At 57.9% G+C, this 13,566-nt stretch carries 14 protein-coding genes; 11 read left to right on the forward strand and 3 right to left on the reverse strand.

Translation table 11 applies throughout. The annotated features are described in order from the left end of the window. The first annotated feature begins 73 nt into the window (after window positions 1–73). From ACP7AL_RS17290 to ACP7AL_RS17335, 10 genes are all read left to right on the forward strand, one after another. Window positions 74–1,591: a pyridoxal-phosphate dependent enzyme gene (locus ACP7AL_RS17290; RefSeq protein WP_425993229.1), complete on the forward strand. Its 1,518-nt coding sequence runs from the start codon at window positions 74–76 to the stop codon at window positions 1,589–1,591. Beyond that, complete coding sequence (locus tag ACP7AL_RS17295) at window positions 1,588–2,559, forward strand: CoA transferase subunit A (RefSeq protein ID WP_425993230.1); 972 nt, start codon at window positions 1,588–1,590, stop codon at window positions 2,557–2,559. Before ACP7AL_RS17290 ends, ACP7AL_RS17295 begins: the two co-directional genes overlap by 4 nt. After that, the gene (locus tag ACP7AL_RS17300; protein ID WP_425993231.1) at window positions 2,552–3,322 is read left to right on the forward strand and encodes a CoA-transferase subunit beta; all 771 of its coding nucleotides are present in this window, start codon (window positions 2,552–2,554) and stop codon (window positions 3,320–3,322) included. Before ACP7AL_RS17295 ends, ACP7AL_RS17300 begins: the two co-directional genes overlap by 8 nt. A 20-nt stretch (window positions 3,323–3,342) precedes the next feature. After that, window positions 3,343–4,299 carry an LLM class flavin-dependent oxidoreductase gene (locus tag ACP7AL_RS17305; protein ID WP_425993232.1) on the forward strand — a complete coding sequence of 319 codons (957 nt, stop codon included), beginning with the start codon at window positions 3,343–3,345 and terminating at the stop codon, window positions 4,297–4,299. Between the two features lie 38 nt (window positions 4,300–4,337). Then, complete coding sequence (locus ACP7AL_RS17310) at window positions 4,338–5,705, forward strand: L-serine ammonia-lyase (protein WP_425993585.1); 1,368 nt, start codon at window positions 4,338–4,340, stop codon at window positions 5,703–5,705. A 159-nt stretch (window positions 5,706–5,864) separates the two neighbouring features. Next, window positions 5,865–7,019, forward strand: coding sequence for an ABC transporter substrate-binding protein (locus ACP7AL_RS17315; RefSeq protein WP_425993233.1), 1,155 nt, complete (start codon window positions 5,865–5,867; stop codon window positions 7,017–7,019). Window positions 7,020–7,117: 98 nt separating this feature from the next. Further along, window positions 7,118–7,990 (forward strand): branched-chain amino acid ABC transporter permease, encoded by an 873-nt coding sequence (locus tag ACP7AL_RS17320; RefSeq protein WP_006019485.1) that lies wholly within the window; start codon window positions 7,118–7,120, stop codon window positions 7,988–7,990. After that, window positions 7,987–9,021, forward strand: a complete 1,035-nt coding sequence (locus ACP7AL_RS17325) for a branched-chain amino acid ABC transporter permease (RefSeq protein WP_425993234.1) — start codon at window positions 7,987–7,989, stop codon at window positions 9,019–9,021. The genes ACP7AL_RS17320 and ACP7AL_RS17325 overlap by 4 nt, the downstream gene beginning before the upstream one ends. Further along, a complete protein-coding gene (locus tag ACP7AL_RS17330) occupies window positions 9,018–9,839 on the forward strand; it encodes an ABC transporter ATP-binding protein (RefSeq protein WP_425993235.1) in 822 nt (273 codons plus the stop codon). The genes ACP7AL_RS17325 and ACP7AL_RS17330 overlap by 4 nt, the downstream gene beginning before the upstream one ends. Beyond that, window positions 9,826–10,530: an ABC transporter ATP-binding protein gene (locus ACP7AL_RS17335; protein WP_006019488.1), complete on the forward strand. Its 705-nt coding sequence runs from the start codon at window positions 9,826–9,828 to the stop codon at window positions 10,528–10,530. The genes ACP7AL_RS17330 and ACP7AL_RS17335 overlap by 14 nt, the downstream gene beginning before the upstream one ends. A gap of 91 nt (window positions 10,531–10,621) precedes the next feature. Here the strand turns inward: ACP7AL_RS17335 and ACP7AL_RS17340 are convergent, their stop codons facing one another. The 3 genes from ACP7AL_RS17340 to ACP7AL_RS17350 are packed head-to-tail and all read right to left on the reverse strand — an operon-like array spanning window position 10,622 to window position 12,092. Next, a complete protein-coding gene (locus ACP7AL_RS17340) occupies window positions 10,622–10,840 on the reverse strand; it encodes a hypothetical protein (protein ID WP_425993236.1) in 219 nt (72 codons plus the stop codon). 31 nt (window positions 10,841–10,871) lie between these two features. Further along, window positions 10,872–11,270, reverse strand: a complete 399-nt coding sequence (locus tag ACP7AL_RS17345; protein WP_425993237.1) for a hypothetical protein — start codon at window positions 11,268–11,270, stop codon at window positions 10,872–10,874. 18 nt (window positions 11,271–11,288) lie between these two features. After that, window positions 11,289–12,092, reverse strand: coding sequence for a sterol desaturase family protein (locus ACP7AL_RS17350; RefSeq protein ID WP_425993238.1), 804 nt, complete (start codon window positions 12,090–12,092; stop codon window positions 11,289–11,291). A gap of 199 nt (window positions 12,093–12,291) precedes the next feature. Between ACP7AL_RS17350 and ACP7AL_RS17355 the strand changes: the two genes are divergently transcribed. Next, on the forward strand, window positions 12,292–13,566 hold the full coding sequence (locus ACP7AL_RS17355) for an ABC transporter substrate-binding protein (protein ID WP_425993239.1): 1,275 nt from the start codon (window positions 12,292–12,294) through the stop codon (window positions 13,564–13,566).

Below are 13,566 nucleotides of genomic sequence, written 5' to 3' on the forward strand. Positions count from 1 at the left end.
GCACCGGCCTAGACATCCTATTTTACTAACGTTAGTATCATTCAAATCGGTGTGAGCCTGAAAGAAGTTTGGTATGTCTTCGGTCATCAATCCCGACATAGTCGATAGCAAGCAGCGCGCGAGAGCCATTGCGCGGGTGCGCGAGCGGGGCGTGGTGATGCCGACGTTCTCGCAGCTTGCCAACCCGTCCAGCATTCCCGCCGCGGCGTCGAAGGCGCTGGTGGATATTGCGCCCGACGAACCTCATGCCGCAAATCTCTGGCGGGTCCATTGGTACAACGGGGCCGATCGCACCAGCCGGATCGATGTGCCGGGTTATCTCGTGCTCCCGGAAGCGCTCACCGGTGTGAAAGCGCCGATTGTTGTATTGCTCGGCCGGCGTTTTCCGATGATCGGCGCGCACAAAGTCCTGCCTGCCTATTCGGCGCTGGCAGCGCAGCTTGTGACGGGGCGGTTCGATCCGGAGCAGCAAAAGGCGATCTGGCCTTCGACTGGGAATTACTGCCGCGGCGGCGTCTCGGTGTCGCGTGTGCTTGGCTGCCGCGGTGTGGCCGTGCTTCCCGAGGGCATGAGCCGCGAGCGGTTTGAGTGGCTCGAAAAGTGGGTTGCGCATCCGGATGATATCGTGCGCACACCCGGCACCGAGAGCAACGTCAAGGAAATCTACGACAAGTGCGCTGAACTTGCTCGCGATCCGCAGAACGTGATTCTCAATCAGTTCTCGGCATTTTCGAATTATATCATTCACTATGCCTGCACGGGCAGTGCGGCAGAGCAGGCGTTTCTCGCGTTCAACGGCAGCGGCCAGCGGCGTCTCGCCGCGTTTGTCTCGGCGACCGGCTCGGCCGGCACCATTGCGGCAGGCGACTATCTGAAGACGCGGCATGGGACGAAGATTGCCGCGGTCGAAGCGCTCGAATGCCCGACGATGCTGAACAACGGCTACGGCGAGCACAATATTCAGGGTATCGGCGACAAGCATATTCCATTCATCCATAACGTGATGAACACCGACGTTGTCGTCGGCGTCTCGGATCGTGTCACCGACAGCCTCAATCTGCTGTTCGGCTCTGATGTCGGCCGAAAGTATCTTCAGGGTCGCCAGAAACTCGACGGTAAGCTGGTTGCAGCCTTCGCGGATGTCGGCATTTCCGGCTTCGCCAACGTTGTCGCCTCGATCAAACTCGCAAAACAGCTTCACTACGGACCCGATGACGTCATCGTCACCATCGCGACCGATAGTGCGTCGCTTTATGACAGCGAGCGTGACAGCTATCGCGCGAAGCATTTTCCGTCGTTTGACGAAGTTAATGCGGGAGAGATTTTTGGCTTCTGCCTAACGTCGATCGCAACCGACAATGTCGTGGAATTGACCAATCAGTTGCGCCGGCAGGTTTTCAATCTCGGCTACTACACCTGGGTGGAGCAGCAGGGCGTCAGTGTCGAAGATTTCGAGCGCCGCAGGCACCAGTCGTTCTGGAATGGTCTCGTATCGAGCCTTTCGGAATGGGATCGCCTGATCGAGGATTTCAACGTTGAGGCCTTCGGGCCGCAGTACAAGACCGAAATGGCAGGCAAGGCAAATTCATGAGCGTAGGTCAGGATATCGTCCAGCCATATCAGAAGCTGCGAGAGAACCTCGCGCGCCGAGACCGAAGTCTTCGCGAGAAGGTTGTGAGTCTGGAAGAAGCGGCATCATTTGTCAGTGACGGCGCATCGGTTGGGATCGGGGGTTCGACCATATCGCGCACGCCGATGGCCATGATCTGGCAGTTGATCCGGGCGCGGAAGAAAGAACTTTCCTGTTCGCGCTGCATTATCTCGACTGACGGCGATCTGCTGCTGGGATCCGGTGCAGCCAATCACATCATTTCGAGCTGGTTCGCCCAAGGCATCCTGTGGGGCCTTTCGAAGGTGATGCGCCACCATGTTGAAGGCGGAACGGCACGTTACGACGAATGGAGCCACATGGGTGTCGGCATGCGCTTCCGTGCCGGCGCGATGGGTGTTCCGTTCATGCCGATGCGTTCGATGCTGGGCTCCGATGTGGCCCGCATTCGTCCGGAAGCCAAGGAATTCGATTGTCCCTTCACCGGTGAGAAAGTGCTGCTTGTCCCCGCGCTGAATCCGGACGTGGCGGTGATCCACGTGCAGCGCTGCGATGCTTACGGCAATGCCCAGATCGATGGCTTGCAGTTCATGGATATCGATCTTGCGATGGCAGCCAACCGCGTGATCTTGACCACCGAGCGGATTGTTTCCAACGACCAGATTCGTCGCGCACCTGACCAGACGAAGATTCCATTTTTCTGCGTCGATGCGGTGGTGGAGGTGCCTTACGGCTCCGCGCCGCACGAGTGTTATGGCGTCTACGAGCCGATGATGAACCATCTTAATGCGTACGTGGCGCAGGTGAACGGCGATCCCGTTGGTGGAATGAAGAAGTATCTCGACGAGTACGTCTACGGACCGAAAACCTGGAACGATTTTCTTGCGAAGATCGGGATGGACGAAATCGTGACGGCGAGCCGCAGGGGCAGGAGCATTTTCGATGACTGAACAGAATCGTCATACAGCTTCGGAGATGCTGGCGATCCTGAGCGCGCGCCAGCTCAAGGAAGGTCAGGTTGTATTCGCCGGCATTGGCGTTCCCTTGCTGGCCGCGACGCTGGCGCAGCGCCTGCGTTGCCCTGGCCTAACAATCCTGTTTGAAGGCGGCGTGATCGGTGCGTTTGTCGAGCCGGGCAAGTTGCCGCCGTCGACCAACGATCAGCGTTGTACCAAGCGTGCCAACATGGTGCTGGGCAGCGCCGAAGTTCTTTTGCTGCTGCAGCGCGGATATGTCGACGTCGGCTTCATGGGCGGCGCACAGATCGACAAGTACGGAAATCTGAACTCGTCCTTTATTGGCGATTCCGAGAAGCCCAAGACACGGCTTCCGGGGACTGGCGGCGGAAACGACATTTCCAGCCTGACCAACATGATCGTTGCGATGAAGCACGAGAAGCGCCGCTTCGTTGATCAGGTCGATTTCATAACCAGCCCTGGCTTTATCCGCGGCGGAAAATCCCGCGCTGAAAGCGGGCTGCCGGAAGGCGGCATGTACCGTGTGATCACTGAACTTGCGGTGTTCGGCTTCGACGAAACCTCGCGCCGGATGAAGGTGCTCGCCCTCAATCCGGGAATCACGCGCGAACAGGTCCAGGACAACACCGGTTTCGATCTGATTTTTGACGATCAGGTCAACGTCACTGAGCCGCCCACCGAGCACGAGCTGACCACGCTGCGAATGCTCGATCCCGATCGTCTCTTCATCGCATAAGAAAAACCGAGGAAGCAAACATGACCGTACTGTCGAACACGTTCGGTATCGCCGCACGCAATTTCACTGCCTATCCCGAAATGCCGGATGCGAAAGCGCTGATGGACTACGGTGTGCGCGTCGAGGAACTGGGCTACGATTCGCTCTGGGTCTGGGATCACATTCTTCTTGGTGTGGACCCGCACTTTCCGATCCTGGATTCGCTGACAACGCTGACAGCAATCGCCGCGCGCACCAGCAAGATCAAGCTCGGCACCGGCATTCTTGTTCTGCCGCTGCGCAACCCGGTTGCACTGGCCAAGCAGTTGTCCAGTATGGATCAGTTCTCAGGTGGCCGTCTGCTGATGGGCATGGCGTCAGGCTGGTACAAGCGCGAGTTCGATGCCATGGGTATTCCGTTCGACAAGCGCGGCAAGCTGATGGATGAAAATCTGGAAATCATGCGCCGTCTGTGGTCGGAGCCGATGGTCGATGGAAAGTACATGGCTCACGACATCTCGGCCGCGGTCATGTATCCTAAGCCGGCACAGCAGCCGACTCTGCCTATCCTTATCGGTGGCTATGTCGACAGGGTCCTGCAGCGCGCAGCAACTGTCGGCGACGGCTGGCTGACCTACTTCTATTCACCCGAAGCTTTCGCAAAATCTTGGGCCAAGCTCCGCAACTTCGCGAAGGAGGGCGGCAAGGATCCTGACAAGCTTCTGAACGCTTCGCAGTTGCCGATCATGATCGGTCCGTCCAAGGCTGCCGTTCAGGATGAGATGAACGAGTGGCTGAACAAGGAATGGGATTTCCCTGAACACAGCGACTGCTCGCGCGAGAGCGCCATCATGGGCAACGTCGATGAGTGCGTCGAGCAATTGAAGGCTCACCAGGCTGTCGGCGTTCAGAAGATCATCTTCGTGCCCTACAAGTACCGGATGGATCAGGTCGAACTGATCGCGAAGGAGGTCATTCCAAGGCTGAGGGCGAAGTAACAACCCAAGCTGGAGCGGGCGATGCCCGGTCACCTGTCATGATCAGTGTTTTTGATCTGTTCAAGATCGGGATCGGGCCGTCATCCTCTCACACGGTAGGCCCGATGAAGGCCGCTGCGGCCTTCATGTCGGCCCTTGATGAATCTCAGCGCTCGTGCCTGAGACGCTTGCAAGTCACGTTGCTTGGATCCCTTGCGTGGACCGGGCGTGGTCATGGAACGGACAAGGCCGTTATGCTTGGGCTTTCTGGTTTCTCGCCGGAGACTGTCGATCCTGATGATGCGGACCGCCGCATCGCTGTCGTTTCTGCCACGACCAAGCTCGTACTGAAGGATGGAATGACGATCCGTTTCGACCCGGTACAGGATATCGTTTTCAATTTTGATGAGCCGACACCGGTTCATCCGAATACGCTCCGATTTGCGGCCCTTGATCAGGCTGGCCACGAGTTATGGGCCGAAACCTGGTACTCGCTCGGCGGCGGATTCGTTCAGCGAGAGGGCGAAACGGGTTCTGCAGCAGAGTCGTCCGCGGCCATTCCATTCGACTATCGAAGCGCGGCTGAATTGATCGAAATGTGCGACCGCTCCGGTCTCTCGATCGCGCAGGTAGTTCTCGCGAACGAAACCACACTTGCGGATGAAGCGTCAGTCTACGATCGGCTCGATCGTCTCGTCGCGGTCATGTTCGACTGTATCGACCGCGGGATACGCACCGATGGTCAGTTGCCGGGTGGCTTGAAGGTCAAGCGTCGTGCTCGCTCGCTGCATGCCCGGCTGCAGGCGTCGGAGAGCCGCAACGTGCGGCATTCCATCGCAGCGATGGATTATGCCAGCCTGTATGCGATCGCTGTGAACGAGGAAAATGCGGCAGGCGGCAGGGTTGTTACTGCCCCGACCAATGGCGCCGCTGGCGTCATTCCTGCAGTTCTGAGGTACTACACCGACCATTGCGAGGGCTCCTCCCCGGACGGCGTCAGGATTTTTCTCCTGACCAGCGCAGCGGTTGGCGGGCTCTGCAAGATGAACGCCTCCATCTCCGGCGCTGAAGTCGGGTGTCAGGGGGAGGTGGGTGTGGCATGCTCCATGGCTGCGGCCGGCCTGACAGCGGCACTGGGCGGCAGCAGTCGGCAGATTGAAAATGCCGCGGAGATCGGGATGGAGCACCATCTCGGAATGACCTGCGATCCGATTGGCGGGCTGGTGCAAATCCCCTGCATCGAACGCAACGCATTTGGCGCGATCAAGGCCATTAATGCGGCGTCGCTGGCGCTGAGCGGCGATGGGTCGCATCACGTTACTTTGGATCAGGTTATCCGTACGATGCGGGATACCGGGGCCGATATGCAGACGAAATACAAGGAAACGTCGCGCGGAGGGCTCGCGGTCAGTGTGCCGGATTGCTGAAAAAACTTGACGGCGAGCGGCCTTTGCAGATGATACTAAGATACTAAAAATAGGACTATCGGGGTTAGGGACGACAGTTAGATAAATACAAGCGGACAACTGGCACAAGCTTTGCTTGAAAAAGACCTGATTTCCGCACTCAAACGGAGGAAATGGAAGATGGCGAAACACACCAAACTACTTGCGACAATCGCGTTGCTGTCGGCTGGCGTTGCCGGTCAGGCCGCGGCCCAGACGATTAAAATCGGCGTTAACGAACCGCTGACCGGACCCTTTGCTGCGTCGGGTACCTATGTCGTCAACGGCGCCAAGATCGCCGCTGATGAAATTAATTCCAAAGGCGGCATTCTCGGCAAGAAAATCGAGCTTGTCGTCGAGGACAACAAGAGCAACCCGACTGAAGCTGCGGCTGTCGCCGAGAAGCTGATCACGGCCGACAAGGTGCCGGTCATCATGGGCGCCTGGGGATCGAGCCTGACGCTGGCCGTGATGCCGAAGCTGATGGAATACAAGGTTCCGATGGTGGTGGAGACGTCTTCGTCGGGCAAGATCACGACGACCGGCAATCCCTACATCTTCCGCATCTCGCCGCCGTCGTCGGTCGAAGCCGCGGCGTTCAAGCCAATTCTTCCCAAGCTGTCGATCAAGAAGGCGGACTTCCTTGTCATCAACAATGACTGGGGCCGCGGCGCCGCTGAAGATTTCGGAAAGGTCTTGAAGGCTGAAAATATCCAGGTTGGCCTCGTCGAGACGATGGACCAGTCCGCTCAAGATATGAGCGCTCAGTTGTCGAAAATTAAGGCAACCGACTCTGACACGATCATGGTGACGACTGCTGTCGAGCAGCTCACGCTCGTTCTGAAACAGGCAACAGCGCTCGGCATCAAGAAGCAGATCGTGACGACTGGCGGCTCGCAGAATCCCGATCAGTTGATCGATCAGGCTGGCGTCGCTGCTAACGGAACGTTCCACCTGACGACGTTCGCTCCGTGGTATCCGGACGAGACGCCGAATCCGCCGGCGACCAAGTACTTCCTTGGCGAATGGAAAAAGCGCGGCTTCAACTTCGCCGGCGCGACCGAGAGCTTCCGTGGATACGACGGCATCCGCACGATCGCAGCTGCTATCGAGAAGGCAGGCAAGGCGGAGCCCGAGGCGATCGCTGCCGCGTTGTGGCAGACCGAACTGCTCGGCCTGAACGGCAAGATTAAGTTCGAGAAGCAGGGGCCCTCCGGCAAGGAGAGCGGGCAGAGCATGCCCAACGTCTACCTGATCAAGATCGACAACTCTAAGGTCGTTCTTCCCAAGCTGTAAGCATGGAGGCGCGAGCATCGTCTCGATGCCCGCGCCTTTCCATTCCAAAGGCACGGCGGCCTCCGCCGAACGATGAGTTTTGACCTGGATAAAGCTCGATGACTGAATTTCTGCAACACATGATCAACATGCTGATCCTCGGCAGCACATATGCGCTGCTCGGAATCGGCCTGACTTTGATCTTTGGCATCATGCGCGTGGTGAACTTTGCCCACGGCGAGCTTTATGCGTTCGGTGCGTACTTCGTGTACTTCATCGCTGTGATGCTTGGGTTCAACTTTTTTCTGGCGCTGCTTTTTGCGATTGTCGCCGGATGCCTTCTTGGCGCACTGATTGAGTTCGTTCTTCTGCGGCCGATGCGTGGTGCCGATATCGACACTACCATGCTGATCATGATCGGTGCGATGATCGTGATGCAAAACGCAGAGCAGTACGTCTGGGGCGGCGTCGCGAAGGCAGTCAATACGCCGTTTCCGGAGACGCCGTTGACGATTGGTCCTTTCTCGGTGTCGTGGCTGAGGCTTTTCGTATTCTTCGCGGCGCTGGCGTTGATCGCCATCTCGTATTTCCTGATCAACCGCACCAAGCTCGGCAAGGCGATGCGTGCGACATTCCAGGACACCGACACCGCCTCGCTGATGGGTGTCAACATTCAGGCGATCTACATGGCCACCTTCGCCATCGGTTCGGCGCTAGCGGCCGCCGCAGGCGCGCTGCTCGGGCCGGTTTACGTGATCTCACCGCAGATGGGCAACATCGCATCGCTGAAGGCGTTTGCCATCGTCATTCTCGGCGGTCTCGGCAGCATCGGCGGCGCAACCATCGGTGGCTTCATCCTGGCTTTTGCCGAGGAGATGGGCGCCGGGTACATCTCGTCGGGTTACCGCGACGCCATGGGCTTTCTGATTATCATCGCGGTCTTGCTTTTCAAACCGACCGGACTCTTTGCACGATCGGAGCGAATTGGATGAAACGGCTTCTCCCCTGGATTGCGATTGTCGTATTCGCATCGGTTCCGTTGTGGCTGAAGGATCCTTATCTCCTGAATGCCTTTATCACGACGGGGATCTTCATCATCGCGGCGATGAGCCTCAATCTGCTGCTGGGTTACACCGGCCAGCTGAGTCTCGGTCATGTCGCCTTTTTCGGTATCGGGGCTTACGTCAGCGCGCTGACGGCGCTCGGGTTCGACGTGGAACTGATCGGCGGCATCCGAGTCGTTCATGAGCCATGGCCCGTCTGGCTTGGCTTTATCGTCGCCATACTCGCGTCCGGGCTGTGCGGATACATTGTGGGCAAGCTGTCGTTCCGGGTTCGGGGTGCCTACTTCGTCATTGTGACCATCAGCTTTGCGGAAGTTGTCCGACTTGTGGCGCTGAACTGGGTGGAACTGACCCAAGGTCCACTGGCGCTGACTTCGATTCCGCCCATGACACTCGGACTTCCGGGGCTCGGTTATTTCGATTTCTTCAGCAAGCAATCGAACTACTATCTTGTCCTCGGCGTCGTGGTTATCTCCTACATCATCATCAGCCGCCTGGTGAATTCGCGGGTTGGGCGCGCGATGGTGGCGCTGAAGGAGAATGAATCGCTGGCGGTTTCCGTCGGTATCGACGTCACCCGCTATCTGGTTTTGGCGGCTGTCGTATCTGCCGGCATCGCCGGAGCGGCAGGAAGCCTGTACGCGCACTATCTGAAAATCATCGATCCCGACGTCTTCCTCTTTCTCTACACCGTTACCATGGTGATCATGGTGATTACCGGCGGCAAAGGAACGTTGGCAGGGCCACTCGTCGGTGGATTGATTTTCGGGTTCATCCCCGTTGTTGCGCGCTCGTTCGCCGCTCCGGAAATTCAGTGGATTCTCTACGGGGTGTTCATGATCCTGATCGTGTTCGTGCTGCCGCAGGGGATCGTTCCGGCCATTGAGAAATGGTTCGGGGTCGATGAAACCAGGGATCCTGCCATTGCGCCGGAAGCCAAGATGCAGGATGCGCCATGATGCAGGCTCAAGCAGCTAAGGTTCAAGCAGCCAAGACGCTACCGGCACTCTCAATCGAACACATTGCGGTTCACTTCGGCGGTCTTGTTGCGATCTCGGACATGAACTTCGTCGTTAACGAAGGCGAAGTCGTCAGTCTGATCGGGCCGAACGGCGCGGGCAAGACGACCGCGTTCAATGTCATCACGGGCTTCCTTCGGCCGACAAAGGGAGAAGTGATTTATCGCGGCACGTCGCTGAACAATCTGAAGCCGCACGAAGTTACGGCATTGGGCCTGGTGCGGACGTTTCAGCGCACCAGCGTGTTCCAGAGTGTCAGCGTGTTCGAGAATGTCATGATCGGCCTGCACCGCCGCGGCCGCTCGCAATTGTGGGATACCTTGCTGGCGCTGCCGCGGGAGCGTGAGTCTGAAAAGGAACTGCGGACACGCGCGGCGGAAATCCTGGCGCTGGTTGGTATTGAACGCCGCTCGCGTGAAATGGCAGGCTCGCTCGCCTATGGCGATCAGCGGCTTCTTGGTGTGGCATTGGCGTTGGCTGCGGATCCTTCGATGCTGCTGCTCGATGAGCCGGTCTCGGGCATGAACGCAACGGAGACAGCGCGATTCATGCAGCTTCTCGATAAGTTACGCGGTCTCGGCGTCACGATCCTGCTCGTGGAGCATGACATGCCAATGGTGATGGGCGTGTCGGACCGCATTGTTGTTCTTAACTACGGCCGGATCATTGCCGAAGGCCCACCGTCGGCAATTCAGGGTAATCCTGAAGTCATTCGTGCTTATCTCGGGCAAGGAGCGAAGAAACGTGCTAGAGATTAGCGATCTCGTTTGCCGTTACGGCAAAGTTGAAGCGATCAAGGGTATCTCTCTCTCGATCAAGCAGGGGCAGCTCGTCGCGCTGATTGGCGCGAACGGGGCCGGGAAGAGCACGACATTGCGCTCCATTTCTGGAATCTTGCCCTCGGCGTCTGGCCGCATGATCTTCGAAGGAGAAGACATCACCCGGTGTTCGGCGCGGGAGATTCTGGCGCGAGGTATTGCCCACTGTCCTGAAGGACGCCGGGTGTTCCCTGACATGACAGTCGAGGAGAACCTCGATATGGGGGCGTATCTGCGGCGTGACGCTGATGGTGTTGCGGAGGATCGTGATCGGGTTCTCACGCAGTTTCCCCGGCTTGCGGAGCGGCGCAGTCAGGTGGCAGGGACTCTGTCGGGCGGCGAGCAGCAGATGCTGGCAATCGGCCGCGCGATTATGTCCAAACCGAAGCTGATGATGTTCGATGAACCATCCCTGGGGCTCGCGCCGAATATTGTGGAGCAGGTGTTCGAGATCATCGACGGAATCCGCAAATCAGGCACCACGGTGCTGATGGTGGAGCAGAATGCCTACTCCGCGCTGGATATGTGCGACTATGCTTATCTGATGGAAGCCGGGTCGATCGTGTTGTCGGGGCGGGGAGAAGAGTTGATCGACGACAAGCACATTCGCGAGGCTTATCTCGGCGGCTGACGATCTGACGGCGCAATTGTGCGCGCTACTTTGTATGGAAAAAATCGCCGTGCTCCTTTCATGGAGCGCGGCGAAAATTTTAGCGGGTGCCTTAGCTGGCGCGATTCTGGGTTGTCTCCCGGCGAATGCCGCCGGCGGTTTCCTCGCGTTTCACTTCCGGAAACAGCCACATCGCGAACACCATGAAGACGCCCAGAAACACCACGAGATACTGAACGCGCTCGTGGCCGAGGGTGTGTTGCACATAGAATGCGACAGCCGCGACAATGATAACGACCAAAGACAGCACCAATTTGATCTTCACGGGCATCGATTGCTCCTTTGGTTATATGGACAGAACCTCACGACAGGATCGCGAACGCTGAACCGCCGACTTTGGCAAGTACGGCGAGCGCCAGGATCTGAATGCCGACCAGTACGGATAGTTCAATTGTTGCGTTACGCAGGGGCCAGCGCCATTCCTCGAATAGCGCTGGCGTGAACAGGAATATAAGTCCGCTGACGACGACCAGCGTGCTCCACCGCAGTTCGACATATCCGTAGAGTCCAGTGCCGGCGAGCAGCATCGCGAGCAGAACTACGTTGCCGATAATCAACAAGGTTGCGGGAAGCGACCTTGCCGCGTCGGGCCGGGCATCGAGCGGAAATTTCCCAGCGACTATGAGAAAGGCAACGCCACAGACGGTTGCCAGTCCGGCGAACCAAACCAGGGACAACCAGTTCGGCTCAATCGTGCTCATGTCGAATCTCCCACGCGTTTATTCGGCGGGCGTGGCAAAGCCCGAGCGCTGGCCGACAGCGTCGGGTTTTGGCGTACGCGAGGTTTTACGCATGTTTTTGCGGATGTAACGGGTATCGTAGCCGTTGAAGATGTGGCCGATCAGTCCGCGATCGAGATCCGATGTGCCGAACAGCCAGTCCATTACGGGGAAGGTCAGGTTCATGTTTCGCTCCATCATGATCGATTGATTGTGATGAGCCGCATGATGCCGCCGGATAGTGTTGACGAACGGCATGTTTCGGACAAACCAGTTTTCGTCGACGTGGCAGCAGAAGTGCATGAACTCATAGATGAGATACATCGATGTCGTGGTGCAAATCAGCAGCCAGCCGACGTTCGGTGACACCAGCCACCCCAGCGCGAGTGCCGGCGGAATCGACATCAATGTGAAGGTGACTAGGGCATAGGGGGGGAAGAACGTCACGCGCCAGTCGTTATGGTCCGCGAAGCGCATCTCCTCTTCGGTGAAGAATTGGTGATGCATCAGGGTGTGCCGGTTGTAGATCGCACGGAATGCCTTGATCTGCGACGGCCGGTGCATGACGAACCGGTGAATCCACCATTCGAAGAAATTTGCCGCCAGGAAGGTGACAGGCACGATCAGCCATTCCCACCAGCGAACATTGCCGATGTTGGCGATGTAGACCGAGAGGGCAGTGAGCCCGATCACATAAATGACGAAGGCGTGGAGCCAGCCATTGTACCAGCCAGCGATGCGATCCCTGTAGGTGGCCCGGTATTTACGCTGCCGGTCGGTCATTGGGCTGGATGAGAGTTCCATGGCGCAATCTCCGTCATTTTCTGCATGGCCGGCGACGTCGTCCAGCCTCTTTAATCTGACATATCACCAATCTATTAGACCGGCAACCGGCATTGCGACACCCCGGCGCGTAAAAAGTGCTTGCTGAAATCTGTCTGATATATTTATCGTATGGCAACGGCGCACGGCAGATGCGCTTAGCTTACATGGGAGGATATCAATGAGGCTCACCCGTCGTGCCTTTTCGAAGCTCGCAGGTGCCAGTGTTGCCGCCGCCGCGGCGCCCCAGCTATTTGCCCCGGCCATTGCCCAGGACAAGCCATTCAAGATCGGCATCATCGCACCGCGCTCCGGTGTGGCCGGTACCGCCGGCGAATGCGGTATCCGCGCCGTGCAATGGGCGGCGGACCGTATGAACAGGGAGGGTGGCATTGCCGGACGCAAGTTCGAGCTTGTCATTGAAGAAGAGACCAACCCCAAGGACACGATCGAACGTTTCCGTCGCCTGGTGCTGCAAGAGAAGGTCGAAAGCGTCCACGGACTGATCTCGACCGGCGTCAGCCTTGGCGTAGCTCCTGTTGCGGAAGAGGAGCAGTCGCTCCTGGTGATGTGGGATGGCACCACGCAGGATGGCGTCAAGGAAGTGATGCCGAAGTCGCGCTATGTATTTCGCTCGACTGACAATGAATGCGAGGCCGTGATGGCGTCGCTGCTCGCGGTCAAGCACTTCAAGGGTAAATTCAAACGGGTCGCTGGCATCAATCCGGATTACTCCTACGGCCGCAACAACTGGGAAGCTTTCCGGCAGATTCTCGCACGCTATGGTGTGGAGGCTGAGTTCGTCGCCGAGCAGTGGCCAAAAGTCGGCACCCTTGATCTGACATCACATATCGCCGCGCTCAAGGCCGCCAAGCCTGATCTGATCTTCTCATCGATGCTGTTCGCCGATCTTCCGGTATTCATGAAACAGGGCGCTGCGGCGGGTCTGTTCGACGGCGTGAAGGTCGTGCTGCCGGCGGCCGGCTGGCAACTCAATCAGCTCAAGAAAGAATTCATGCCCGAGGGCGTGATCTTCGGACACAACACCCTCTATTTCGATCATCCGCAGGCATCGCCGCTGCAAAAGGCGTTTGTTCAGGATTACATGGATCGCTACAAGGAGGCGCCGCACTGGGAAGCGGATCGTGCCTACTTCGCGCTTGCAAGTTACAAGGCGGGCGTCGAGGCCGCGCAGAAAGCCGCGAAAAAATGGCCGACGCCGGATATGGTCGCGGAAGCAATGCCAGGCCTCGAAGTGGAAAGCCTCGGCGGCAAGGGCCGATTCCGCAAGGACAAGATCGCGGAGCAGGTGTTCTATCAGGGGCCGTCGACAAACACGAACAAGTACGATTTCCCGACATTGGCTTCGATCGACACATTCCAGGCCGAGCAACTGCAGAAACCGCCGGGCGCGGATTTCTGGGAATGGATCAAGACCGCCAAGATGCCTGTCTGA

The organism is Afipia sp. DC4300-2b1, assembly GCF_049895725.1.
GTDB classification, from domain to species: domain Bacteria; phylum Pseudomonadota; class Alphaproteobacteria; order Rhizobiales; family Xanthobacteraceae; genus Afipia; species Afipia broomeae.

Coding starts and splice junctions, on each gene's coding strand:
- ACP7AL_RS17310 (WP_425993585.1), top strand. CDS start 4,338: ATGATCAGTGTTTTTGATCTGTTCAAGATCGGGATCGGGCCGTCATCC.
- ACP7AL_RS17325 (WP_425993234.1), top strand. CDS start 7,987: ATGAAACGGCTTCTCCCCTGGATTGCGATTGTCGTATTCGCATCGGTT.
- ACP7AL_RS17320 (WP_006019485.1), top strand. CDS start 7,118: ATGACTGAATTTCTGCAACACATGATCAACATGCTGATCCTCGGCAGC.
- ACP7AL_RS17355 (WP_425993239.1), top strand. CDS start 12,292: ATGAGGCTCACCCGTCGTGCCTTTTCGAAGCTCGCAGGTGCCAGTGTT.
- ACP7AL_RS17305 (WP_425993232.1), top strand. CDS start 3,343: ATGACCGTACTGTCGAACACGTTCGGTATCGCCGCACGCAATTTCACT.
- ACP7AL_RS17300 (WP_425993231.1), top strand. CDS start 2,552: ATGACTGAACAGAATCGTCATACAGCTTCGGAGATGCTGGCGATCCTG.
- ACP7AL_RS17290 (WP_425993229.1), top strand. CDS start 74: ATGTCTTCGGTCATCAATCCCGACATAGTCGATAGCAAGCAGCGCGCG.
- ACP7AL_RS17295 (WP_425993230.1), top strand. CDS start 1,588: ATGAGCGTAGGTCAGGATATCGTCCAGCCATATCAGAAGCTGCGAGAG.
- ACP7AL_RS17330 (WP_425993235.1), top strand. CDS start 9,018: ATGATGCAGGCTCAAGCAGCTAAGGTTCAAGCAGCCAAGACGCTACCG.
- ACP7AL_RS17340 (WP_425993236.1), bottom strand. CDS start 10,840: ATGCCCGTGAAGATCAAATTGGTGCTGTCTTTGGTCGTTATCATTGTC.
- ACP7AL_RS17350 (WP_425993238.1), bottom strand. CDS start 12,092: ATGGAACTCTCATCCAGCCCAATGACCGACCGGCAGCGTAAATACCGG.
- ACP7AL_RS17345 (WP_425993237.1), bottom strand. CDS start 11,270: ATGAGCACGATTGAGCCGAACTGGTTGTCCCTGGTTTGGTTCGCCGGA.
- ACP7AL_RS17315 (WP_425993233.1), top strand. CDS start 5,865: ATGGCGAAACACACCAAACTACTTGCGACAATCGCGTTGCTGTCGGCT.